The 24,594-nt window shown below is 44.2% G+C and carries 22 protein-coding genes; all 22 read right to left on the reverse strand.

The genetic code is table 11. The features are described from left to right. Positions 1-110 precede the first annotated feature (110 nt). A complete protein-coding gene (argC, locus tag AC2TF6_RS27660) occupies positions 111-1,160 on the reverse strand; it encodes an N-acetyl-gamma-glutamyl-phosphate reductase (protein WP_491309362.1) in 1,050 nt (349 codons plus the stop codon). Positions 1,161-1,410: 250 nt separating this feature from the next. Next, positions 1,411-2,295: a YitT family protein gene (locus tag AC2TF6_RS27665; RefSeq protein WP_009676976.1), complete on the reverse strand. Its 885-nt coding sequence runs from the start codon at positions 2,293-2,295 to the stop codon at positions 1,411-1,413. Positions 2,296-2,819: 524 nt separating this feature from the next. Further along, a protein-coding gene (gene prfB, locus AC2TF6_RS27670) for a peptide chain release factor 2 (RefSeq protein WP_491309363.1) occupies positions 2,820-3,933 on the reverse strand; the annotation gives its coding sequence in 2 pieces (ribosomal slippage) (positions 2,820-3,860 and positions 3,862-3,933; 1,113 coding nt in all). Positions 3,934-4,130: 197 nt separating this feature from the next. Continuing rightward, positions 4,131-6,635 (reverse strand): preprotein translocase subunit SecA, encoded by a 2,505-nt coding sequence (secA, locus tag AC2TF6_RS27675; RefSeq protein WP_491309364.1) that lies wholly within the window; start codon positions 6,633-6,635, stop codon positions 4,131-4,133. Between the two features lie 496 nt (positions 6,636-7,131). Next, positions 7,132-7,680 carry a ribosome hibernation-promoting factor, HPF/YfiA family gene (hpf, locus tag AC2TF6_RS27680; RefSeq protein WP_218231312.1) on the reverse strand — a complete coding sequence of 183 codons (549 nt, stop codon included), beginning with the start codon at positions 7,678-7,680 and terminating at the stop codon, positions 7,132-7,134. 197 nt (positions 7,681-7,877) lie between these two features. Then, positions 7,878-8,075 carry a cold shock domain-containing protein gene (locus tag AC2TF6_RS27685; protein WP_009677088.1) on the reverse strand — a complete coding sequence of 66 codons (198 nt, stop codon included), beginning with the start codon at positions 8,073-8,075 and terminating at the stop codon, positions 7,878-7,880. Positions 8,076-8,319: 244 nt separating this feature from the next. After that, positions 8,320-9,108, reverse strand: a complete 789-nt coding sequence (locus tag AC2TF6_RS27690) for an FkbM family methyltransferase (protein ID WP_491309365.1) — start codon at positions 9,106-9,108, stop codon at positions 8,320-8,322. A gap of 24 nt (positions 9,109-9,132) precedes the next feature. Then, on the reverse strand, positions 9,133-10,893 hold the full coding sequence (locus AC2TF6_RS27695) for a glycosyltransferase (protein WP_491309366.1): 1,761 nt from the start codon (positions 10,891-10,893) through the stop codon (positions 9,133-9,135). A gap of 39 nt (positions 10,894-10,932) precedes the next feature. Continuing rightward, positions 10,933-12,036, reverse strand: coding sequence for a glycosyltransferase (locus tag AC2TF6_RS27700; RefSeq protein WP_491309367.1), 1,104 nt, complete (start codon positions 12,034-12,036; stop codon positions 10,933-10,935). An 8-nt stretch (positions 12,037-12,044) separates the two neighbouring features. Next, complete coding sequence (gene fliB, locus AC2TF6_RS27705; RefSeq protein WP_491309368.1) at positions 12,045-13,274, reverse strand: flagellin lysine-N-methylase; 1,230 nt, start codon at positions 13,272-13,274, stop codon at positions 12,045-12,047. A gap of 60 nt (positions 13,275-13,334) precedes the next feature. After that, positions 13,335-16,514: an IPT/TIG domain-containing protein gene (locus AC2TF6_RS27710; protein ID WP_491309369.1), complete on the reverse strand. Its 3,180-nt coding sequence runs from the start codon at positions 16,512-16,514 to the stop codon at positions 13,335-13,337. A gap of 14 nt (positions 16,515-16,528) precedes the next feature. Further along, positions 16,529-16,849 (reverse strand): hypothetical protein, encoded by a 321-nt coding sequence (locus tag AC2TF6_RS27715; protein ID WP_491309370.1) that lies wholly within the window; start codon positions 16,847-16,849, stop codon positions 16,529-16,531. A gap of 5 nt (positions 16,850-16,854) precedes the next feature. Next, positions 16,855-17,238 (reverse strand): flagellar export chaperone FliS, encoded by a 384-nt coding sequence (gene fliS, locus AC2TF6_RS27720; protein ID WP_491309371.1) that lies wholly within the window; start codon positions 17,236-17,238, stop codon positions 16,855-16,857. A 62-nt stretch (positions 17,239-17,300) separates the two neighbouring features. Further along, positions 17,301-18,785, reverse strand: a complete 1,485-nt coding sequence (gene fliD / locus AC2TF6_RS27725) for a flagellar filament capping protein FliD (RefSeq protein WP_491309372.1) — start codon at positions 18,783-18,785, stop codon at positions 17,301-17,303. 21 nt (positions 18,786-18,806) lie between these two features. Beyond that, positions 18,807-19,151 (reverse strand): flagellar protein FlaG, encoded by a 345-nt coding sequence (locus AC2TF6_RS27730; RefSeq protein WP_491309373.1) that lies wholly within the window; start codon positions 19,149-19,151, stop codon positions 18,807-18,809. 79 nt (positions 19,152-19,230) lie between these two features. Beyond that, positions 19,231-20,052, reverse strand: a complete 822-nt coding sequence (locus AC2TF6_RS27735) for a flagellin N-terminal helical domain-containing protein (RefSeq protein WP_491309374.1) — start codon at positions 20,050-20,052, stop codon at positions 19,231-19,233. Between the two features lie 164 nt (positions 20,053-20,216). Continuing rightward, positions 20,217-20,468: a carbon storage regulator CsrA gene (gene csrA / locus AC2TF6_RS27740; protein ID WP_491309375.1), complete on the reverse strand. Its 252-nt coding sequence runs from the start codon at positions 20,466-20,468 to the stop codon at positions 20,217-20,219. A gap of 1 nt (position 20,469) precedes the next feature. After that, the gene (gene fliW, locus AC2TF6_RS27745; protein ID WP_491309376.1) at positions 20,470-20,901 is read right to left on the reverse strand and encodes a flagellar assembly protein FliW; all 432 of its coding nucleotides are present in this window, start codon (positions 20,899-20,901) and stop codon (positions 20,470-20,472) included. A 62-nt stretch (positions 20,902-20,963) separates the two neighbouring features. Then, on the reverse strand, positions 20,964-21,536 hold the full coding sequence (locus AC2TF6_RS27750) for a DUF6470 family protein (RefSeq protein WP_491309377.1): 573 nt from the start codon (positions 21,534-21,536) through the stop codon (positions 20,964-20,966). Positions 21,537-21,548: 12 nt separating this feature from the next. After that, positions 21,549-22,460 carry a flagellar hook-associated protein FlgL gene (flgL, locus tag AC2TF6_RS27755; RefSeq protein ID WP_491309378.1) on the reverse strand — a complete coding sequence of 304 codons (912 nt, stop codon included), beginning with the start codon at positions 22,458-22,460 and terminating at the stop codon, positions 21,549-21,551. 13 nt (positions 22,461-22,473) lie between these two features. Beyond that, the gene (gene flgK / locus AC2TF6_RS27760; RefSeq protein ID WP_491309379.1) at positions 22,474-24,039 is read right to left on the reverse strand and encodes a flagellar hook-associated protein FlgK; all 1,566 of its coding nucleotides are present in this window, start codon (positions 24,037-24,039) and stop codon (positions 22,474-22,476) included. 51 nt (positions 24,040-24,090) lie between these two features. Beyond that, positions 24,091-24,591 (reverse strand): flagellar protein FlgN, encoded by a 501-nt coding sequence (locus AC2TF6_RS27765; protein ID WP_326050658.1) that lies wholly within the window; start codon positions 24,589-24,591, stop codon positions 24,091-24,093. Positions 24,592-24,594: the final 3 nt, after the last annotated feature.

The raw sequence follows: 24,594 nt of genomic DNA on the forward strand, positions 1-24,594 counted from the left end.
GGATATCTACTATCTGTTAAATCTCTCGCAAGCCGGTAAAATATAACGGCTCCTCAATAGAGCCCTGCTAATCTATGCAAAGCAAACTATCATTAAAAAGGTCGGAACTATTACGGATAAACCGGTGTAAGTTGAAGACCCGTCGTTTCATCCCAGCCAAGCATCAGATTCAAGTTCTGCACGGCTTGCCCGGCCGCGCCTTTCATCACGTTGTCGATAACCGAAACGACGGTAACCCGGTTCGTCCTTTCATCTACGGCAAAACCGATATCGCAGTAATTCGAGCCCCAAACTTCTTTGGTAGCCGGCCACTTGCCTTCTTCGCGAATCCGCACAAAACGGCGTCCTTCGTAGAAATTACGGTACATTTCAATAAACTCGCGGGTGTCATGCTTTCCGTTCAACTGCGCATAACAGGTCGCCATAATTCCGCGCGTCATCGGCACAAGATGCGTCGAGAAGGTGATGATGACTTCACGTCCCGCGGCATCGCTCAGCACCTGCTCGATTTCGGGAATATGCTGATGGCGATTAAGTTTGTAAGCCGAGAAATTCTCGTTGGCTTCCGCGTAATGAAAGCCGAGGCCCAGTCCTCTTCCCCCACCGGAAATACCGGATTTGGCATCCACGATGATCGTGGACGGATCGATCCATCCCGCTTTCACAGCCGGAACTAGACCAAGAAGAGTAGCCGTCGGGTAACAGCCCGGGTTGGAAATAAACTCTTTTCCCGGCACCTGCTCACCGTAAATTTCGCACAAACCGAAAACCGCTTTATCCAGATCTTCCTGGGACGCGCCCTCGCGCTTGTACCACTGGGTATAGATCTCCGGGGTTTTCAGCCGGAAATCTCCGGACAGATCGATCACTTTGAGACCGGCCTCCAGCATTTGAGGCGCCAGCTTGGCAGCCACACCCGCCGGTGTCGCCAGAAAAACGACATCCGCTTTGGACGCGATAAGCGATACGTCCACAGCATCCAGTGAATCGTGTATAATGCTGTTCAAATGAGGAAATCCGTCCGAAATAGGCGTTCCTGCACTCGAAGACGAAATTACCGAAGTGATCGTTACAGCAGGATGTCCGAGCAGCAGCCTGATCAGCTCCACTCCTCCGTAACCGGTTGAACCTACAATTGCCGCTCTCATGTGTTCCGTCATTGCTTTTTCCCCCAAACGTCCTAAAAATGATATGTATTATTATACAGACACAGGTATAATAATTCAACGACTTTTTTGCCTGCCGAGGAGCCTCTCTTCCACAGTATTAAATCACGCGCAAAAAAACAGCTGTCTATGGTAGACAGCTGTTTTCTGTTACAGGATACATGTTCGAAGTTGAGTGTTATTGGAGAGGATCAGTCTCCAAGTCTTTGATCTTTTATGCAGAATGTTTTGTATATATGCAAAGTTATACCGCGCGTTTGAAACCTTCCCCCAGCACCTCGTTCGCATTGCTTAAAATGATAAACGCTTGAGGGTCGATCGACTGTACCAGCGCTTTGAGCTTGCTGACTTCGCTTTGACTGACGACAACCATAAGCACAAGCCGCGCATCACCCGTGTATCCGCCGGCTCCGGTCAACTGGGTCAGGCCACGGTCCAGATCATGAAGAATCGCTTCGCGAAGTTTCTCCGGATCATTCGAAATGATGTAAGCCACCTTTGACGTATTGAGCCCGACTTGCACGATGTCAATGGTTTTCGTGGTCACAAAGAGACCGATCAGCGCGTAAAGAGCTTTTTCGGGACCGAAAAAAAGACCGGCCAGCAAAATGACCATTCCGTCAAAAACGGCAACCGATACACCTAGGCTCAAGCCTGAATACTTATGTAAAATTTGCGAGGAAATGCTGAAGCCTCCCGTCGAACCGCGGCCGCGGAACACGATCCCGATACCGAGTCCCAGCACCATGCCGCCGTAGATCGTTGCAAGCAGAATGTTATGAGTCAGAGTGGGCAAATGGCTGGTCAGCATGACGCAGAGCGGCAGGACGATCGAACCTACGACTGCCTTAAGACTGTATGAGCGGTCCAGAAGCCACAAGCCGAGGAGAAATAACGGAATATTCAAGCCCCACTGCGTTAAAGCGGGCTGCCAGCCCAAAGTTTGCTGGATAATGGTCGACAGGCCCGATACCCCTCCGGAAGCAACCTGATTGGGATTGAGAAAGACGTTAAAACTGATGGAAATAATCAAACAGCCGATCAGCAGCATCGCATATTCGTACACTTTCTGCTGCGGACTGTTCAGGACAAGACGGGCTTTTCTCCGTTTGCCTTTGGCCATAGCCATGGGGCGTTCCTCCTATCTTTTACCGGCCGTTCGCGCCGGTTATCTCTAGTTTTGCCTGATGAAGGTCTATTGTTGTATGAGTAAGGTACTGGAATTATTATGGCATCAAAAGAAGAGTTTGCCTACCTCTAATTAACCGCAGGTCAAAAATAATTCGGAAGCGTTGCATAACCTGAACCTTGTATAGGACTGGCTCGCACCACTCGTCAAGTATCCTTCTGATTTGAAAAGATTTCGCTCCTTCAATGGCGTGCCCGCTCCGGTTTTTCAGCTGTGACCAGCAAGCTGGCTGACCACCACCAACATCATGCGACGCCTTATCGGCGCACTGGGAAATCGCGCGGCGGCGCGAATAGTCAGCATGAAATCCAAGCGGTATATGCCTCAATCTGAGGGAGTACAGCCTGTTCTTACCTCTCTGACAGCGGAATTGGCTGAGCGCTTGAATCCTCCTCGGTCATCCTTCCCCGGCATACAAAAAAATGCGGGGCCGCAGGCACTCGGCCTCCTTCCCCGCACGCTTCTTATTCTTCTTTCTTCTGGATCTGCAGGCGGAGATAAGCATCGATGAACGGATCGAGATCGCCGTCCATCACCGCTCCCACATTGCCTGTCTCTTCCGTAGTCCGGTGATCCTTGACCATGCTGTAAGGATGGAAGACGTAGGAACGGATCTGGCTGCCCCACGCAATGTCGGACTGCTCTCCGCGGATTTCCGCGAGATGCTTCTCCTGCTCCTCGATCTTCTTCTCGTAGAGCTTCGATCTCAAGTGCTTCATGGCCCGTTCCCGGTTCTTGATCTGGGAACGTTCCGTCTGGCACGTTACCACGACACCCGTCGGCAAGTGCGTAATCCGCACGGCCGAATCCGTCGTGTTGATGTGCTGGCCGCCCGCTCCGCTCGCGCGGTACGTGTCGACCTTCAGATCCTCCGTACGGATATCGACCTCCACGTCGTCTTCGATCTCCGGGACTACGTCGCACGACACGAAAGACGTGTGGCGGCGGCCCGAGGCGTCGAACGGCGAGATGCGCACGAGTCGGTGTACGCCCTTCTCCGCTTTAAGGTACCCGTAGGCGTTGTGGCCCTTAATGAGGAGCGTAACGCTCTTCACGCCGGCCTCGTCTCCGGGAAGATAATCGAGCACCTCGACCTTGAAGTCCCGTTTCTCGGCCCATCGGCGGTACATCCGCAGCAGCATCTCCGCCCAGTCCTGGGACTCCGTCCCGCCCGCGCCCGGATGCAGCTCGAGAATGGCATTCAGCCGGTCGTACGGCTGATTGAGCAGCAGCTGCAGCTGGAAGTCTTCCAGTTTGCGGAGAACGCCTTTCAGGCCGTCGGCCAGTTCGGCCGCCATGTCCTCATCGTTCTCCTCGTCAGCCAGCTGCGCCATAACGTCCAGGTCTTCATATTCGTTATTCAGCGCCTGGAACTGATCCACAACGCTCTTGATGGCGTTGAGTTCGCCGATGATTTTCTGGGCCTTCTCGTTATCGTCCCAGAAATCCGGCGCCGCCATTTTCACTTCATAATCTCCGATCTCTTCGAGCTTATGATCTAAGTCAAAGAGACCCCCTTAATTCCGTTAGTCGCTTTGCAATTTCGCGCAGGTTTTGTTTTACTTCCGGTTCCAGCATACCAACACCTCGGAGTCCTCATATTTGTTCTAGCAGTTAGTTGCAACACATAGTAGTAAAAAAATTGCCGGTCCCGGCCGCTCTAAGCTTATCATAACCGGGCCTGTGCCAGGATATAAGCGAATATGCAAGGCTATGCATGAAAAATGCATAACCTTGCATAAGATACAGCTTATAAAGTCCCGGACGGGTACGAATTACGCTCCGTGGCACTGCTTATATTTCTTGCCGCTTCCACAAGGGCAAGGATCGTTGCGGCCGATTTGCTCTTCTTTTACGATCGGCTGTTTGCCTGCGGATTCCACTTTGGGATCCACGGCTTGGCCTTCGGCCACGGCTTGACGCTCCAGATTGCTTTCGACATGGGCCTTCATGATATAAGTGGCCACTTCTTCCTGGATGCTGTCGACCATTTCGTGGAACATTTCGAAGCCTTCGAATTGATACTCACGAAGCGGATCCGTGCCGCCGTATGCACGAAGGTGAATCCCTTGGCGCAGCTGGTCCATCGCGTCGATGTGATCCATCCATTTGGAATCGACCGCACGCAGAACGACGACTTTCTCAAATTCGCGCATAAATTCAGCGCCGATCTGTTCTTCGCGCTCGTTGTATTTTTCTTTGACTTTCTCATCAATAAATTCAATGATTTCGTCGATCTCTTTACCCCAGATATCTTTGTTGTTCAGCGCATCTTCGGAAAGGAAGTTGTTATTTACGTAATCGACAATCGCCTGAAGGTCCCACTCTTCCGGAATTTGAGATTCGCTGCAGTGGGCGTTCACGATACGCTCAATGCTGGAACGAAGCATCGTTTCCACGATCTCACGGATATTCTCGGACTCGAGCACCTCACGGCGCTGTTTATAAATAATTTCACGCTGCTGGTTCATAACGTCGTCATATTGGAGGACGACTTTACGCATGTCGAAGTTGTTGCCCTCTACACGCTTCTGAGCGGACTCGATCGCACGCGTGATAAGCTTGCTTTCGATCGGCTGATCCTCTTCCATGCCAAGACGGTCCATCATAGCCATGATGTTCTCGGCGCCGAAGCGCTTCATCAGTTCATCGCCAAGTGACAGATAGAACTGGGAGGAACCCGGATCACCCTGACGGCCCGCACGACCGCGGAGCTGGTTATCGATCCGGCGGCTCTCATGGCGCTCCGTACCGATAATATGCAGTCCGCCGATTTCGTGGACTTGGTCGCCCAGCATAATATCGGTACCGCGGCCCGCCATGTTCGTTGCGATCGTTACCGCGCCGGCTTGTCCCGCGCGGGAGACGATTTCCGCCTCTTCGGCGTGGTACTTCGCGTTAAGTACCTTATGCTGAACGCCTTTTTTCTTCAGCATTTCGGACAGCAGCTCGGAATTCTCGATGGAAACGGTACCGACCAGTACCGGCTGTTTATTTTTATAGCGCTCGACGATTTCTTCCACGACCGCTTTGAATTTGCCCATCTCCGTCTTATAAACAACGTCAGGCATATCTTTACGGATCATTGGACGGTTAGTCGGCACAATAATAACGTCCAGACCGTAAATCTTCTTAAACTCTTCTTCCTCCGTCTTCGCCGTACCGGTCATGCCGGCCAGCTTGCGGTACATACGGAAGTAGTTCTGGAACGTGATCGTCGCCAGCGTCATGCTTTCGTTCTGCACCTGGAGCTGTTCTTTCGCTTCGATCGCCTGGTGCAGGCCTTCGCTGTAACGGCGGCCTGTCATCAGACGGCCCGTAAATTCATCGACGATAAGAACTTCATCGTCCTGAACAACGTAATCCACATCACGGCGCATAATGACGCGGGCTTTCAAAGCCTGGGTAACGTGATGGTTGAGGGTCACGTTCTGATGATCGAACAGGTTCTCAATCCCGAACGCCTTCTCTGCCTTCTCCACACCCTGCTCCGTCAAAGACACGGAACGCACCTTGATATCGACGGTGTAATCCTTCTCCGCTTCCAGCTTGCTCACAAAACGGTCCGCCGCATAATACAAATCCGTAGATTTGGCAGCTTGTCCCGAAATGATCAGCGGTGTTCTCGCTTCATCGACCAGGATGGAATCCACTTCGTCGATAACGGCAAAATAAAGCGGACGCTGAACCATCTGCTCTTTGTAAAGCACCATATTATCGCGCAAATAGTCGAATCCGTATTCATTGTTCGTGCCGTAGGTTACGTCGCAAGCATAGGCACCCTGCTTCTGCTCATGCGAAAGATCATGAAGATTGACCCCGACGGTCATCCCCAGGAAATCGTAAATCTGGCCCATTTCGCCGCTGTCACGCTGCGCCAGATAGTCGTTGACGGTAACCACGTGCACGCCTTTGCCCGCCAGCGCATTCAGATAGACGGGAAGCGTACCGACGAGGGTTTTACCTTCACCGGTTCTCATCTCGGCGATTTTGCCTTCGTGCAGCACCATGCCGCCGATTAACTGCACGTCATAGTGACGTTTGCCCAGCACCCGCTTGGAAGCTTCACGCACAACGGCAAATGCTTCCGGCAGCAGGTCGTCCAGGTCTTCACCCTTTTCCAGACGCTCACGGAACTCGACGGTTTTGCCTTTTAATTGTTCGTCGGACAGAGCGGAAATTTCCGGCTCGAGCCCATTTATAGCATCGACTGCTTTCCAATATCGCTTGATTTCACGTTCGTTGGAATCACCAAACATTTTTTTGACCAGTCCTAGCATCGGTGAACCCCTTTCCCTTACACTCAGTATCCTTAAATTGTATCAGTTTGCTCGTCAAGCCGCAACAAAACAAGGCTTCAGAGCGGGAACATTTCAGTTTATCAGATGTGCTTCTCTGTAGCAAACCTACTCCTTTACATACGTAAAAGCTCGCGCTTTGTTGCAGTTGTTGTCGGCAAAGCCACTGAAAAGCCGATTTTCCGTTTCCAAAGTTGGCGAAATTTTACCGGTCGGCTGTTGAACGGACGAGAGCCTTTAGAATTGTTTTATTATTCGTAAACGAGCGCAAGATCTGCAAGCTTCTTTCTACTATTAAAGAGAAGATAACGTAACGGTGGCTTCCACGTCAAACGCCAGCTGTTTTCACCCGATTTTTTTGTGCTGGATATGAGCTGTAAACATTTAAAAAGCCTGACCCTGTCGGATCAAGCTTTGGTTTCATATTTTCAGTTAGAAGTTCGTCTGGCACTTGCGCAATCAGTAAGACGGGTTGGGGTCAAATAGCCGGTTCGATCAGACCGTATCTGCCATCGTCCCTTTTATAGACCACGTTCACTTGCTCCGTATCCATGTTGGAAAAAACGAAGAAATCATGACCAACCATGTTCATCTGCAGAATCGCTTCGTCGATATCCATCGGTTTCAGCGTAAACCGCTTCGTCCGGACCAGCTCGTAATCCTCCTCTTCCTCATCCATGGTGAGAACCGGGCTTTCCAGCTTGCTCAACTCTCGTTTGTTGCCTTCCAGGCGGATTTTACGATTCATTTTCGTTTTGTGTTTGCGGACTTGACGTTCCAGCTTGTCGACCACCAGGTCAATAGCCGCATACATGTCTTGATCTTTATTCTCGGCACGGAGCAGGACGCCCTGGAGCGGAATCGTCACTTCCACCGTGTGGATGTTTTTGACTACGCTAAGTGTCACAAATCCTTCCGAGTTGAGGGGGGCTTCAAAGTACTTCTCCAGTCTGCTCAGCTTCTTCTCCACATACTCCCTGAGGGCAGCTGTTATCTCGAGATGATCTCCTCGAACGGTGAATTTCATATAAAACTCCTCCCTTCTGTCTCTATTATACACTAACTATTTTGAATATTCAAAAAATCTTAATATACGTTTTGTGTCCGTTCTGCGGCTAAACTGTGAACTCCGATCGCATGCAAAAAAACACCCCGGATCGCAATCCAGGGTGCTGGTTCAAACATCTTTACCATGTTTTATGAACCGGCCAAACGGCCGAATAATTACAGCTTGTTTACGTTAGCTGCTTGTGGTCCGCGAGCGCCTTCCACGATGTCAAACTCGACAGCCTGACCTTCTTCTAGTGTTTTGAAACCGTCCGTTTGGATTGCAGAGAAATGTACGAATACGTCTCCGCCGTCCTCGCGCTCAATAAAACCGTAGCCTTTTTCCGCATTGAACCATTTTACTTTACCTTGCATCGGACACATTCCCTTCGTCTTCAAATAAATGTAAGCCTTTGCTTACCTTTTGAATATATCACCGCGGAAATAATTGTGTCAATCTGATGACAAGATAATCCTAAATATTTTGAAAATTTAGGTATTCACACTTTCGACAGCATAGGCTTTAAGCCCTAGATCCCTTTTTGAAAGCGGGATTTAAGCACTTATTCACAGAGTTATCAACAAAGTTATACACATTGTCCACAGGGAGAGATTTATGTTAGTTTTGGAATTCCAATAGAACAAATGGATAAAATTCGAAGGCTGCCAGATCTTTTAACGTTGTTTCTACCACTTCGCCTTCTTTGTCCAGCAGCGTGAGACGTGCTCCCCGATTTGTAATTAGATCGCTGATCAGATCAAGGAAGGGGCCTTCATCCGCTCCAAGCATCGCTTTATTCCATTCAAAAGTGATTGTCTTAATCTTCCGGTCTTGTATCAATTTTTTCATCCCCAGAAAAGCATGATACTCTCCACCCTCGATATCGATCTTAACCAGATCAATCGTATCCAGTTCTTGCAATTCGTTATCTAAGGAGACAGCCTCGACGTCCCGGATTGTATAGTGATCGATTAAATTGTCGTCTTTAGGCTTCTCCTTCCACGAAGAATAACCATGAAATCTTTCCGAGCTCCGAAATTGCAGCGTCTTATTTTCCGAATAAACCGCTTTATTTATGATGGTCACGTTCTCCGTAAGCCAGTTCATTGCCAGGTTATCCTTTAAGACAGCAGCCGTGTTAGGGTCCGCTTCATATCCGATAACCCTTCCCGTATTTCCGACTACTTTGGCGGCCAGCACGGTGAAATAACCGATATTGGCGCCCACGTCCACGACTGTATATCCGGGTTTCAGCTGGGTAAGGAAATATTTCGTCAACGGAACTTCAAACATTCCGGTCGTCACCAATGTCGGCATTAGACTCAAATCATTGGACGGTATCGTAATTACGGCATTATACGCTAATTTAACCATCATTTTATTGTTCCCAATGTAGGTTCCGTGCATGATTATTTGCTCTCCTTTAACTGTTCACTGTTGTAAATTTTTTAATAATGCGGAGCTGTTAAGGAAAAACTCGGGATAGTGGGCCGCGTCTCCCACTAATTTTGCTATCCCTATTACCGGAGCCGCCTCGCTGCCTTTACCCAGCAAAGTGAGTACAAGAGCGTATAAATAATATAAATCCGTATAATCCGGATATTTAGGAAGAGCTTTATTTAACATTTGGAGAGCATCCTCGTCTCTCTCAAGTTCTATCAAACATAGTATTAGCCATTTCGTATAAATGCCTTGCTGCTCTGGCGAAGAGTCGTTTGTATTTATCAAGCGCTGCCACAGCCGATACGCTTCATCCGGCATTCCTTGTGCAAGCAAACCGATAGCAGCATCGTGATCGGATTCGGGCGATATTGCATTCCGGACTAAGCTATACACTTTGTCTACAGACTCTCGGCTGCTTCCCGGTTGCTTTCTTACAGCCGCTGTCTCCCATCTGCCGAACGAATGATTTTCGATGAGAGAATATACGGAAACAAGCTCGATTTTATCTTTACTGCTATGCAGCAGCCTTTTTATAAATCTTTCGTGCTCCTCTTCGGTCATGAAGTCTATCTTCTGGAGTAAGATGTCCCACTCATCCAAAGTGTTCACCGGGACCGGATCGTAGCCGGCCGCTTCTTTGTAGTACATCTCTACCTGTGGCAGAACCGCTTCCCATGAGAAACGGGCTGCCGTTTCCAGGCCTTTTACAATCTGACTTTCTCTTAGCAGAGGACTCTCAAGCAAACAAGTCAATTGCTGGGACAAGCTCTCCGGATCACCGATTTCCGCCAGCAAAATATTTGATCCCTCTTCCGAATATTCCAGCACACCCTGATTACGGGTACTCACAACCGGGCAACCACAAGCCATGGCTTCAATTACAGGCAGTGAGAAGGATTCGTAATGAGATCCGGAAACGAACACAGCCGCTCCCCGATACAGCTCGGCAATCTTTTGCTGAGTCGGATTCACATGTATCTCGGATATCCACGGTTTTTCTTGTGGCAGAAACTGAGGTTTAACCGGAGTAATCCAAATTAAATCATAATTTGCTTGGATTGCCGGTGAATGCAGATAGGCTTTCCACACATCTTGAATGCCTTTAAATGCTATTTGCTCGTTTCCCATCATTAAGATATATGGACGTATTCTTTCGGGTGCGTAGTCTTCCCGATTAAAAATATCAGAATCAATGCCATTATGAATAACTGTGGAATCACAATTATACAAATCCTTGAGCAGGTTGCTAACCTGATGAGAAACCGTTAATACCCGATCCGCGCGATCTAATTGCTTTTGAATAAATTGCAGCTGTTCTTCTTCCAGCTTCTCCGGTTCAAATAAATGTTTATCCCCCTGTTCGAAGTAAACAACCGGCGCGATCCCCGTCTGCACACATTCGTAGATGTGATCGTAATAGGTAGCCACTATTAGATCGCAAAGAGGAATCTCCTGCCCCAAATCCAAGCCGTATGGGATCTGAATATATTCTGCCTGCAGTGGAAACCATTCAGGAAAAGGATGCCTGGATAGGATGGTTATGCGGAAGCCCTTTTCAATTAGTCGATTGGCTTGCTCAAAAACTATTTTAACGCCGCCCCAAATACCGACCTGATTCATGACGAAAACGATATGGGGCCGGTGGTCTTGATCGATTATCCGACTTTCTAAAAAACGTTTTACACTATGACCCTCATTGATTAAATCATCTACTCTTTTCCGTCGAAGCTCCGAACGAAGTTTATCCAACATATTTACTCCTAATATTCAATTCGGCATAAAATCATCTTACAAATTAAGAACCTTTAATCTCTCAAGAGCCGGAGTAAAAGAATACTCGCTGCTTTTTGTATAGTATGAAAGAGCAAGTTCCCTGTTACCTGTTACTTCATAAAATAGTCCTAAATTATATAGGGATCTATATGAACCCACTCCCTCAACCGTCTCATAACTTCCTGAGATTACTTCGCCTAAGGATAGACAGTACTCAAAGGTTTGTTGGATCTCAGAAAAGCGGGTTACGTCTTTTCTTTCTATTAAAGAGAGACCATATAAGAAATATAGGTCTGTATAATCAGAGTAATAGTCCATTGCATCATTCAATAAATAATCAAGTTCTTGAAACTTAAGATTGTAAAATAGACAGTAACCATAGGATAGAAAAATTGTCGAAGCATAGACAGGAAGAGTTTGATAAACCGACAATAATCTTAATGCTATATCAAAATAGCTTTCTGCTTTTTTGTATTCCTTACCAACGTAATAAGTTTGTCCAATTTGAAAATTAAGATAAGCCGAATCAGGCTCTTTCAGCAACTGCTTTTTCAGTAGCAATAAATTTCTTTCTACTTTTTTCTTATTTTCAATTTCTTTTTCTTCGTACCCGTAATGTCTAATTAAAATTTCTGTTTCTAATCTTCTTTCAATAGATTCTCCGTTTAAACAAAGCTGCTCATGTATAAGTCCACTAAAATCGTAGCCTCCATTGTTTGGAAATAGCCGGGTCAATCTATTCCTAACACACTTTTCCGTGCTGATATAATTTTCAATTATTACTGTAGCTGGCAATTGGTTATTGTTGTTACTTGTATAATCTATAAATTTATTCAAAGATTGTGCTTCCAAAACTTCATCAGCGTCGATAATTAAAATATAGGGTTCTTTTGCAAGTGAAATGGAAAAGTTTCTTGCTTTCGAAAAATCATTGTCCCAAACATAATTGTGTACTTTTACTCCCATACTCTCTACCTTACTTACAGTAAGGTCCGTAGATCCTGTATCTACGACAATGATTTCTTTTACAACTGACTTTAACGAAGATATACATCGTTCTATGTGCTTTTCTTCATTCTTGACAATTAGACAAGCAGAAACTTCAGCAGGAATATTCATAGAAAACCTCAATCTTTTACAAGAGTTACAAGATGGGCAAGAGTATCAAATTTCTGCTCTTTAAACATACTTATAATATTATCAAGATATGAATTATTATGTTCCACTACCCTAACGTAGGACTGTACAATCTTCATGGCCATGTCAAGTTCTATTCCTTCATAATGACCAGAAATGCCAATGAAATGAATCTTCAACATAGCATATACTACTATAATTTTTACATACTGCTCAAAAATATCCTCCACTTTGAAATCAGGGAACTTTGTCTCAAAAATGTAATTGACAAGATAATTCTCTAAGATGTAAGAGTGCTTATTCATAAATGGTTTAAAATATGTTTGCTCATTAAATAGATATTTTTCCTTTAAAAGTTTTAAATCAATCTTTTCACCTGCCTCTATCCCTAATCCACGGAGCATGTCAGAATAGCACTCGAGGTAACGTTTATTTCCAGAGCCAAATGTATCTCGTACCCGAATCAATTCCAGTATTGATTTTATTTGAAATTCATAATCCACTTTTATATCTTTTATACTGTTAAGAAATACAGTATTTCTTATCTTCATTTTATATTCTTCAATAAGAAATTGAATACCCGTAATATTAGTCATTATGACTTTCTTAACTTTTTCAATAAATAATCCCAAGAAAATGAGGCGATCGCTTACAGTTAAATTACGATCTTGCAGAACCTCTATAGTAAACATTCTGACCGCCCAAAAAATCTGCTCCTGTTCCTCCGTATAAGTCGAATGTGTTGATCTTCTAACTCCCCATAGAGGGTTTATTTCATAGCTTAGTTCTTCAAAATCTATTCCCTCTTCATTTAAAAGGGCAAGTCGTGCAATTTCAGGACATGATAATTTTGCTGATAACTCGTACCCCTCGTTCATTTTATTCAAAATACGAGGATAAGTGTTACAGGTGGGAGACAACATGGCTTCTCCCATATTCTTTTGAATACTGCAAAGGTTAGCGTCATCTAACATCGGGCAACGAAGAGTTTTGGCATCCATAGCAAAATAGCCATAACTCGTATCGCTAGGATCCTTTTTGTTTCGTTTAAGTCCCTGTTTAAATTTTTCTGTTAGCGCCGGATGTTTAAGATTTTTATAATTTTTAAAAGATTTTTTATCTAACGTTACTCTCCAACCGACACAACAACTATCTTCACATTCTGAACCTATACAAGAAAAGGATTTCATGTAAGTTGGTAAAAGTACATTGTCTGTCATTATGAGCACTTCCTTGTATGTTTTAAATAAGAAGGGCCTAGAGAGGCCCTTCTTCAAAACTTATTTATATTCAAAATTCAAGTATCCACTTTCTTGACCATCAGGGTTAACGACTTTAAAAGTAATTACTCCGATTGTGACAGCAGATGGAGTCTTAAACTTTAAGCGTGCTGCACTTACATAGGTGGCATCATACTGGATACCATTGAATATTAGTTTGGAACCTTGTTGTAAGCCAGAACCATCAATATAGATAGTGGTTCCCCCACTAAGAGGCCCATACGCCGGTGAGACACTCGTAATCTTCGGAGCAGGTACTGCAGGGGGCGCATCATAAGTAAAAGTTGATGAGGCAGAAAGCCCGCTCGGATTAATTAGTTCTACACTTACTGGACCAGACGCCGCAGCAGAGGGTGTTTTAAACTTAATTCTGGAGGAACTGATGTAATCATGTGCAATCACAGTGTTATTAAATTTAAGAGTCAAGCCTTGTTCAAAGAAGCTACCATCCACATATACAACAGTGCCACCTGCCAATGGCCCATTACCAGGTGTAAGTCCCGTTATGGATGGTTTGTCTAATTCAAAAGTAAATCCCTTTATGATAGTAGATGACTTACCATCGGGGTTAGTCAGGGTAATATCAACAGCACCGGTGTCGGTTGCAACAGGGGCTTTAACTCTAACTAAACTTGGACTCAAATAACCACTTAGTGGAACTACCGTGCTGCCGAATTTCACAGTAGCATTTTGTTGGAAGTTGCTACCGTTAATTTCAACTAAATATCCGCCTCTTTTGTTTCCACTGTTCGGGCTTATACTTGTTATAACCGGATCAGGATAGACAGGTGGCGCATCATAGGTGAATGCATTAGCTAATTCCGCGGATTGTGCATCAGGATTTGTGACTTTAATGGTAACTGGCCCCGGTGTAGAATAAGCGGGCGTTGTAGCTTTCATGCGACTCGCACTTACGTAAGTTGCATTAAGGTCTATTTCTTGACCACCCGCAACAAAGAACATTTTTGTCCCTGCTTTAAAATTAGTACCATCCACATAAATAATGGTTTTACCTTCCAGCGGACCGTGATTCGGAGATGCGTTAGTTACTGTAGGCGCTGGTGCTTGTGGAGGTGCTGAATAAGTATAGGCTTGGAAAAGTGTATTTGACTGAAGATCAGGGTTGGTTACCACAAAATTTACAACCTCTGCTTTCGACCAGTCCGGCATTTTGACCTTTAAACGGTTAGCATTGACGAAAGTTGTTTCTACATCTTTACTATCAGTACCATTATTAATGGTTGCTTTTACTCCCGCTACAAAGTCTTTACCTTCAAGATATACAGTCGTTCCACCCTCCATAGGCCCATTGTTAGGAGAGACAGAAGTAATCGTAGGTGCATTGGGGGCCGGTGGCAAAATGTATTTATACGCCTGAGATAATGTAGATGATGTACCATCAGCATTTACTACCTTAACGTCAACCGTTGCCTCTTGGGGAACCGCCGGTGTTTTTACGGATAAAGAACCTTGATTCACAAAAGTAACACTTGCCGCTGGAATGTCACCGAAAAACACCTTACTTGAGGGTTCAAATAGCTGTCCCGTCAGTATGACTGTCTCGTTGCCACTGATTAAACCTTCGGCAGGCGAAATAGATTTTAATGCTACTTTTGGGGGTTCATTATAAGTAAATGCATTTTTAAGCAAGACTGTCGTTCCATCAGGGTTTTCAATAGATACATCAACAGTCCCAGGCTGATCTCCTGGAGGAGTTAAAGCAGTTATATATTGGCTCGTGTTATAAGTAACGGCAGAAGAATAATTCGTCCCCACCTTCACTTTAACTCCATTCATAAAGTACTTTCCTGTTACCACCAATTTAGTGCCGCCAGATAATGGTCCCGAATTAGGTTCAAATTTAGAAACTTCAGGATCAGCATAATAATTAAATTTTTCTGTAGCGGTTTGATTATCTGGATTGATTACAGATAGGGTATTTTCTCCTTGAATACCTGCTGGAGTGATGAATTCTATTTTTTTATCATTAATTAAATTAACTGTCGGTGAGAAGGCGCCACCAATCCTAACTTTAACATTAGGCAGAAAGTTTGCTCCCTCTATCACAATCTTTTCACCGCCAAGCACATGCCCTTTATTGGGAGTAACGGAGGTGATAACTGGAGCCGGATACTTCACTTCAATATTAGAAGCAGGAATATCATAGCTTCTGCTAGTGCCCGTATAATCTTTATAGGATACTACCGAACCTTTACTTACTGGAAAAGTTCCTGCAACAGAACCTTTATGTTTAATTTTATATTTGAAACTTAAAGTATCTTTCTTGAGCTCAAGGAAATTCCATGTTAACGTGTTCCCGCTTACCGTAGGCTTGGGTATGTTGTTATCATATGATCCAGGAACAATTTCGAAACCATCGGCCACAGTATCTTTTACGGTAACATCATAGGCGCTGGCCAATCCAATCTCTTGCACGATCGCAGCATAGATTTCGCTTAGTCCTACAGAGCCTAGGATAAAATGATGATGGTGAGACGTTGTAGCCATATTTTTCATCAAAATATTTGGTGCACTTGTTTCTGGATTGTCTGTTGAATTTAAAAGAGCAATAGTATAAAAAACTATTCCTGCGTCTTTCGCTTCTCTGGCTTTTTTAAGCGTGTAATCAAAAGCATTAAGCCCATCTCCAGTCCCAGTAGCTTCCCCGTCCGTTAATAATACAATGACTGGTTGGGCATCTGAACGATGATTGGCTAGTAATTCTGTAGCTTTTTGTATTGCCGTCCCCGTATTGGTAGAACCGTTGGCAGTTAAAGTATCAATATAACTTTTAGCTCCCTGAGTATCTGTCGTCAAATTAAAGGAGCCTACATTCGTACTAAAATCAACAATCCCTACTTGATGTTTAGTAAAATCCATTAGATCAATGAAGCCTTTAGCTGCATTTTTAGCACTGTTCATTTTTTCAGTGCCCATACTGCCCGATTTATCAATAACCAGTATAACATCATTAGGTTTAACCACATTCACAGGAGGTGTCCCTTGAATATTCAGTGTAACCTCGGTTTCGTCCCCGACAATGATGCTTGAGGGATTAATAGTTTTGGTAGCTGACACGTAATTGGTAGCAGCTGAAACCTTAATTGCATTCATAGGTAACAAGCTTATTACCATGATTGCAATAAGAAAAAGTGTTATTGAACGCTTAATAGTGTTCATATATAGCCCCCGAATCAAAATTTTTGATCAAAGAAATAAGCATCAGAATAACCATAAGAATCGTATTTACTTGATAATTTCAATGAAGTCTGGTTAGCATGGTCCATTTCATTCTTTTTTCTTACCATCGTTGATGTAATTTCTTTATTTAACTCTAATAGCTGTTTCATTAACTTTTGTTCAGCTTCAGTATAAGATTGGTTGCTCAAGGAATTCATCACTTCGAAAAGACGATCTAATTTTTTTTCTGTATCTTGATACTTATTTAACATAATCTCATCTAGCAATTCTTCATATGTTCTTTTTATTTCGACCATTATCTGAATTCGTTCCATGGCTTCTAACCCTTACTGCTCTTTATAATGTGTAAAGCTTTCTTCCAAGTCTCCGCATATTCCTTGGCAAACTCAATCACTTCTTGAAGGATTTCTTCTTGCCTCTTTATCGTAAACTCATTAATCCTGCGTAAATAGTAATCATACAAATCTTTTAGTTGGTTGGATATCTCGTAATCATAATTAAGAGTTACGATTAACTCATAAAAAATTGATCTTGCTCCATGAATACGTTCAAGCATTGCCTCTTGATTGTTTTGTTTGTAAAACATCTTGGCCATATTCAGCTTCCGATACAACTCTTCGTATAAAAGGAGGGTAAGGTCACCTGGGCTTGCCGTCTCAACTTTCGTTTTTAAATATTGTTCTTTATAATTGGGTGCAATCATTTACTTCTCTCCTTAAATCTTTTTGTTGTTCTTTCAGCAAGAATAGACCGTTTCTATAATTACTACCTTCCTAATTGCTGTGACAACCAGGATCCTTGACTGTTAAGTTTCTGGATAGCTTGTTCCATGGCAGTAAACTGTTTATAATACCTGTTCTGTACCACTTTAATTCTATCTTCCAGTGTCTCCATCTTATCATTTAGTTCTTTGATTGATTTACCCAACTGGCTGCCGTCTACATAATCGGAAATAGTAGACGTTCCAATCCGCTTAACAATCTTATTTATCTGATTGGTTAAATTACTATAGATTCGTTCAGCAAATCCAGTTTCGGATTTGTAGTTTTGATCTTTAGGGTCCAAAGAGCTTGTTTTAGTGAACAAGTTCATAACAGCTTCCGGATTTGTATCAATAGCTTCTTGCAACTTTTTTTCATCCAAATTTAATTTCCCGAGCTCGTTAGGTTGTCCTTTTTGATATCCTTTAAAAGTAATACCAATGTCCGACAAAGAATTAAATTCATCGGGCAATCCTTTAACAGTTCCGACAAGAGAACTACGGGTGAGTTCCAAGGTTCCTTGAAGGATATCATCCTTATAGAGAACTCCCACTTTAGCTTTAGTTTCCCATAAATTAATTTGGTTCTCGGTCATAGCTTCTCTTTGCTCATCTGTTAGTGGAAGATAAGTTTTTGAGGGAATAGCTTTTGTTTTTACATTTATTTTGTCCACAAGTTGATTGTATTGAGTAACAAAATCCTTAATTTGGGTGGCCACATTTTCTGTATCCTGTGAAACTCTCACAGTGACTGCCGATGTTGAAACACCTTTTAAATCAAACTTTACACCATTGAATTCTAAAGAATTATTTTTTAACTCCATAGCAGACCCATTCAGAATAACACTGGCGTCACTACCGGTAACAGTTTTAGTCGTGTCCAACTTCAAGATTGTAGACGCTATATTATTAGTTCCGTCTTGGACTTTTACAGAAGCAGTTTTACCGGTGGATGTTGTACTAAGCATAAAACGTTTATTGATTTTGTCGTAGCTCATGTTAACGCCTATGCCTGAACTGTTTACCTGTTTCATTATTGAATCATACGTGGTATCCGGAGTAACCGAGACCTTAATACTTTTTCCATCTGGGCCTACTACCTCAAAATCGCCGGTGACCCCTGCCTTGCTCTTAGTATCAAGATCAACGTTATCGCCCGTTAAAAGTGCCGAGGAGGCTAGTGATTTAACTTCTACCGTATAGCTTCCACTAACAGCTGCTGAAGTTGTCGTTGCCGATACCACAGAAGTATTACTGCTAGTTGCTGCCTGTTTGTTATAACCTGAAGAAAATCTTAGCTTATCAACTAATGTACGCAGCGAACTCAAGGACGTATTAAAATCCCTATAATCGTCACGTTTCCAAGCGAAGATTTGTTTTTGCTGTTTTAGTTTGTTAAGCGGCATTCGTTCCACTTTCATCAGATCACTTATAACCTTTTCCGTATCTATCCCGGATGCCATACCGCTAAATTTTATTGAAGAAACCAACTGCACTCACCTCCAAAATAGTTATCTTTTCTCATCTAATAATATACCTGCTTGTTTAATGAGCTGATCTACCATATCTATAAATTTTTCAGGCGGAATTTCTCGTATTACTTCATCTGTTTCCGTATTCATTACTTTTACGATAACCCTATGATTGCTGGAATGAATAGTAAATTCCAGATGTGTGTTAGCGCCTATTAGAGTTTTGTTAGCTTGGTTAACCAGTTTAGACAGCTCGTCTTCACCAACTGCCGCTCTCTTATCAACATAAGCGTCTGATTTTTCCGACCCTGGAACTGCTGGCTGTCCGTACGTCTGTGTGTCCGAGGTTTGCGGAACAAAGCCTGTTGTGACCTCAAGCCTCATCCTGTGAACTCCCTTTCGAAATTATATTAAAAAGACCGACCGGATAATCCGGCCGGACCAATTCCAAGAAGGAATTAAATTAACGAAGCAATTGCAGTACACCTTGTGGCTGTTGGTTAGCTTGAGCCAACATTGCTGTAGCTGCTTGCTGCAAGATGCCATTCTTAGTGAATTCAGACATTTCTTTCGCCATGTCTGTGTCACGGATACGGGATTCTGCTGCCTGCAGGTTCTCGGAAGTCGTACCAAGGTTATTGATAGTGTGCTCGAGACGGTTTTGAACAGCACCCAGGTTGGAACGGTTAGTAGAAACATCATCAATAGCTTTTTGAATTTTGTCAAGGTTACCAGCTGCTGTAGCATTGGTGCCATCCAGCTTGGTCAAACCATCAATTTTCAACTCAGTTGTAGTAGCTTTTGTTAGTGTCAACTTGATAGTTTCATCTTTGTTAGCGCCGACTTGGAATGTAAGCTCAGTCGGAGCGTTATCACCAAGTAGATTCTTAGTGTTGAAGCTTGTTTGATTAGCGATAGAATCAATTTGAGCTGTCAGTTCTTTTACTTCAGCGTCAATTTTTGCAGTATCTGCGGAAGTTAAAACTTCGTTAGCTGCTTGAGTGTACAGTTCGCCCATACGTTGCAGCATAGCGTGAGTCTCATTAAGAGCACCTTCAGCAGTTTGGATCAAAGAAATACCGTCCAAAGCATTCTTGGAGGCTTGTTCCAGACCACGAACTTGGTTACGCATTTTTTCAGAGATTGCCAGGCCAGCAGCATCATCAGCTGCACGGTTAATTTTGTAACCGGAAGACAACTTTTCCAGAGATTTACTTTGGGAGTTGTTGTTAATGCCTAGTTGACGTTGAGTGTTGTAAGAACTGATGTTGTGGTTAATACGCATGATTATATTCCTCCTTGAATGTGGGCAGTGATCGCATCCTTGCGTTCACCTGATTAGTGGATTAAGCGAGTTCAGTCGGCCGCCAAAGCCCGCTTGCTCCCATGATATATATATCGGTGGAGGTCGACATTTACTTTATAGCTATTTGCGTGAATTTCAAAAAATTATTCTGAATTTCCTACTTTATTTGAGATACCTCTTAAGGCATGAATAAGAGAAGTTTTATTAGCATTCAAACTGATCGCAGCTTGATTTTCAGCTTGTATAGCCTGGTAGATTTCTTCCCGGTAAATTGCAATCTCTTTTGGTGCCTCGATACCGATCCTCACCTGGTCTCCTGCCACGTCCAGTATCGTCAGAACAATGTCTTGGCCTATCATAATTTTTTCGCCTTTGAGACGGGAAAGGATCAGCAATTTAATCCCCCCCCTTAACCAAGGAATATCTAATAGGGAAAGAGGAATTTTCTAATACAATTTGTGCCGCTTTATTTAAATTCCGATTAACAACAATAGGGGCTTTGAGATTCATTGTAATGTTATCCTTATCCCTAACAGTGACTATGCCCAATACTCGTGCATCCCGCTCACTTTTTAAACCAAGCTGTTCTTTGATTAATTTTGGCAAATCAAATTCATAACTGGGCTCGAATAAAAAAGGCTCTGCCACTATAAAAGCAAGATCTTTGTCATCCAGGGATTGAAGTGCAAGAAAAACAGACTCTTCCTCTTCTAAATCAAGCAAAGCATACTGATCATAGTGTTCAAAACCAAATATACCCGTCTCGAAATTAATCAGTTGATTTTCAGTAACTTCAATTTCACCAAATCGTGTAGATTGTATAATCATCGAATTTCCTCCCTATAAAAAGAAACAATAGCTATAATATTATAGCTATTGTCTCATACGCATTAAATAGATGCATCCATATTACCGCCTACCACGGAAAAGGAAACGGAATTTTTTTGCTTAAGATAAACTTCCAGTTTCCCAGGAGCATAGTGCACTAGCGGTCTATTCTGAGTTGGATTGAACGAAATTCGGCCTTCTTGAACCTGGGTATCCAATGTACCTGGGGTATATGCAATATCTACGTTATCATACGATGGCTCACCTGTTATTTGTATCGGCCTATCTTTAAATGCATTTTGTCGAGCAATTTCAGCGAATGCATTTGAGCGGTTGGTTATGTCCATCATACGATCACCGTTTTGGGCAATTTCCGCAATGTTTTGCATAGAGATATCAAAAGCACTCTGTGTAATACGTTCCCTCATCTCAATGAGCTTAGAAGATCCCAGAGCGGACCAGGCTTTGGATGAATCTATTTCAAGTACGGGGTTTTGTTTATCTATAATAATCTTGGAATTCTCACGATGAATGTTAAGCTCTCCCTTAGGCTGTTCAACAGATAATTCACCGGGAGTCTTGGAAATTCCGATTTTACTATATTGTTGACTAATCTGGACACGAGGAATTTGCATGGACCTGTCCTCCTATCTAAGGAAGTCCAGCAGACTAGGACGAATAATACGCCCCATCGTATCAAGAGAAGCCTGAAAAACACTCTCCGCCGTCTTAAGATCGGTAATCGTTTTGGGCACATTAACGTCTTCGATTTTAGATTGCAAATCCGTGTAATTTAATGTGAGGTCCTCTAAGCGGTCCGTTGTAAATTGAAGTCGGTTTTGACGAGCCCCGACATCGGCCTGAGCGTAAAGAACACGATCCATGCTGGATTGAATATCTTTTATGCCTTGCTCGATACCTGTTGTATTATCGTTATTTAAAGCAACCTTCAAATTGTCCAGCACTTTGAAGACATTGGTCACCTTAGTAGGATCTGACGGATCCTGAAAGGTACCAAACACATCTTTTCCAAGCGAATTTACGTCTACGTAAATACCCGCGCCTATCTGATAACGCATTATTCCTTCATCAAGAGTATAAGCGGTATTCGCTGGATCATCTGAGAAAGGTTTCTGATCTGTTGTTTGTCCATTAAAGATATACTTGCCTTTGAATTGAGAGTTGCCAATTGCGACCAGCTGCTTGTATAATTCATCAATCTCTGATGCCAGAATTTTACGTGCTTCAGGATTAATTGATTCCGTGGTGCCCTGTATTGCTTTTTCAGAAGCTGTTTGTAAAAGCTGTACGGCTTCATTCATCACAGTATCCGAAAAATTCATCCAAGAGTCCGCATCCTTGGCATTTTCCGAAAATTGATCCGTCATACCGATTTCGCCTCTATAGCGAAGCGAGCTGGATATGCCTACGGGATCGTCGGAAGGCCGATTAATCTTTTGCTGAGTTAGCAACTGCTCTTGATACTTATCCAGCCGGTTATAGTTCGTTTGGAGATTTTTCATCATCGACGAACTCATCATGTTCTGTGTGATCCGCATTTAGCTATCCCTCCTATCTGCCGACAACGCCGGTCCCGTTAATCAATTTGTCGAGCATTTCATCTACAACGGTGATAACACGAGCTGAAGCGTTGTAGGCGTGCTGGAATTTAATCAGGTTGGCCGTTTCCTCATCGGGCGACACACCGCTGATGGATTGACGCAAGCTGTCTGCGTGATCGGTGAGCAGCTCGCCGTTTTCGAGCATTTTTTTGGCATGATCGGTTTGAACGCCCAGTTGGCTCATTACTGCTTCATAGTAACCGCCGTACGTAGAGGACGCTGTCAGAGCTGTACCGCCGAAATCAAACGTCTTCTCCGCCAGGCCGCCGATAAGAAGCGCCAGATCGCCGTTGCTTTGCACCACTTTGTCGGTAGGTGCCGCAGGCGGTTTGCTGACGGTTTCGATACGCAGCGAAGCTGCGATCTTCTTCAAATCTTTAGCGATGTCCGGGTTAACCCGAATGTTCTGCGCCGTAAATTTCCCCGATCCGTCGGAAGTGACGAAGAAGTCCTTCCCGTTGGTAGCCGGATCTTCGAGGGTGTATCCGAGCCTATGAAGCCCATTCAAGCCATCGACGGTTACCTTCGCGTCGGCAGCCAGTTTGCGCGGATTGGCCGGGTCCATTTTGGCCCCTGCAGGAGGCGTCATCCCTTTAGGCAAAATGCTTCCCGCCGGAAGGGTGACCTCGATTTTGCCAGTAGCCAGTGTGTTGGCCATAAGATCGATTTGCTTGGTATATTCGGCAATGAATGTGTCACGGGACTGTACATAACCGAAGATTTCACCGGAAGTAACGCCCGCGACATCGGCCTGCACAATAGTATCCGAGTTGAGATCATCGATAACCTGTTTCGTTCCGAACGTGATCTGGTAAGTCTGCGAAGTCTCCGTTACTTTCACGTTGCCCAGTTTGGACAATTGGTCGACGAGGTAGTCGCGTTTATCCCGGAGATCGTTGGCATTATCCCCACCGGACTCAATGTGTTTAATTTGCTTCGTCAGGTCGGAGATTTCGGTCACATAGCTGTTCGCTTCAGACACTTTGACGTTGATTCTTTCCGTGATGTTGTTACCCATCGTCGCAAACTGATTAGCCATGCTGTTAAAAGAATCGGCCATCGCCATCGCCTGCTGAACGACTGCGGAACGGGCGGCCAGGTCTTCCGTGCTCGGGTTTTTGCTAAGCGTCTGCCAGGCTTTCCAGAATTCCGTGATATTCTTAGCCAGACCGTTGTTCGACGGTTCGTTAACGACGCCCTCAATGTTGCCGAGCGTTTCCGAAATAACTTTCGATTCGTTCATTAATGAGTTCTGATTCCGGTATTCCACGTCAAAATAAATGTCCCGGATACGCTGGATCGCATTGACTTCAACCCCCATGCCCAGCTGGCCGGGAGAGGTGGAATTGGTTACAGAAGGATATTCGAGCGGACGGGCGGCAACCATCTGGGCTACCTGGCGGGAATATCCCGGAGTATTGGCGTTGGTAATGTTGTGGCCCGTTGTATTCAGCGCGACTTGCTGTGCGATAACACCCCGCTTGCCGAGCTCCAGTCCATGAAATGTAGAACGCATAAATTCACTTCCTTTGCTGTAGGGCCTTAAACGGCCGGAATATGTGCCGGGCTAAGCCCGTGTATCGAAGTAAGCGTTCTTGCGTTTGGCCTGCCCCTGCTGGGTAGGGTTCGCATAGATCGCGTCCTGCTCGGGTGTTGCCGTTAAGAGGTCGAGTGAAAGGTCGATAAATCCCAGTGACTGTTCCACCAACTGCTGATTTAAAGCATTAAGTTCTTTAAGCTGTCTGATTTCTTTTAAAAGCCGCTCCTGACAATCCATCAGCTGCTGTTTTTCTTCCGCTTTGAACACCAGCTTAACCAATTCTCCAACGGTTATAAAAGGGTTCGTTTTATAGCAGCGTGTTACCATGTACTCATTGATCTTGACTACACGGCGCTGATCCAGCTCCTGGATTTCTTTAACGGCCTTGGATTCTTTCTGGACAATAGCCGACAGCTCTTCTATGGAGTTTTGAAGAATCGCTTCTCTCTTCCTTGTCCCAAGCTCCCGAAGCTCCTGGTGACATTCAATAATGCGATTCAAAACGTTGACAATTTCGGATACGGACACAGC

Source organism: Paenibacillus sp. JNUCC 35, assembly GCF_058269095.1.

Bases quoted from the DNA above. Each gene is read 5' to 3' on its own strand.
- AC2TF6_RS27735 (WP_491309374.1), bottom strand. From the start codon at position 20,052: ATGCGTATTAACCACAACATCAGTTCTTACAACACTCAACGTCAACTA.
- AC2TF6_RS27710 (WP_491309369.1), bottom strand. From the start codon at position 16,514: ATGAACACTATTAAGCGTTCAATAACACTTTTTCTTATTGCAATCATG.
- fliW (WP_491309376.1), bottom strand. From the start codon at position 20,901: ATGATTATACAATCTACACGATTTGGTGAAATTGAAGTTACTGAAAAT.
- AC2TF6_RS27685 (WP_009677088.1), bottom strand. From the start codon at position 8,075: ATGCAAGGTAAAGTAAAATGGTTCAATGCGGAAAAAGGCTACGGTTTT.
- hpf (WP_218231312.1), bottom strand. From the start codon at position 7,680: ATGAAATTCACCGTTCGAGGAGATCATCTCGAGATAACAGCTGCCCTC.
- argC (WP_491309362.1), bottom strand. From the start codon at position 1,160: ATGACGGAACACATGAGAGCGGCAATTGTAGGTTCAACCGGTTACGGA.
- flgL (WP_491309378.1), bottom strand. From the start codon at position 22,460: ATGCGGATCACACAGAACATGATGAGTTCGTCGATGATGAAAAATCTC.
- AC2TF6_RS27730 (WP_491309373.1), bottom strand. From the start codon at position 19,151: ATGAGGCTTGAGGTCACAACAGGCTTTGTTCCGCAAACCTCGGACACA.
- secA (WP_491309364.1), bottom strand. From the start codon at position 6,635: ATGCTAGGACTGGTCAAAAAAATGTTTGGTGATTCCAACGAACGTGAA.
- flgK (WP_491309379.1), bottom strand. From the start codon at position 24,039: ATGCGTTCTACATTTCATGGACTGGAGCTCGGCAAGCGGGGTGTTATC.
- AC2TF6_RS27665 (WP_009676976.1), bottom strand. From the start codon at position 2,295: ATGGCTATGGCCAAAGGCAAACGGAGAAAAGCCCGTCTTGTCCTGAAC.
- fliB (WP_491309368.1), bottom strand. From the start codon at position 13,274: ATGACAGACAATGTACTTTTACCAACTTACATGAAATCCTTTTCTTGT.
- AC2TF6_RS27690 (WP_491309365.1), bottom strand. From the start codon at position 9,108: ATGCACGGAACCTACATTGGGAACAATAAAATGATGGTTAAATTAGCG.
- AC2TF6_RS27715 (WP_491309370.1), bottom strand. From the start codon at position 16,849: ATGGAACGAATTCAGATAATGGTCGAAATAAAAAGAACATATGAAGAA.
- AC2TF6_RS27750 (WP_491309377.1), bottom strand. From the start codon at position 21,536: ATGCAAATTCCTCGTGTCCAGATTAGTCAACAATATAGTAAAATCGGA.
- fliS (WP_491309371.1), bottom strand. From the start codon at position 17,238: ATGATTGCACCCAATTATAAAGAACAATATTTAAAAACGAAAGTTGAG.
- AC2TF6_RS27700 (WP_491309367.1), bottom strand. From the start codon at position 12,036: ATGAATATTCCTGCTGAAGTTTCTGCTTGTCTAATTGTCAAGAATGAA.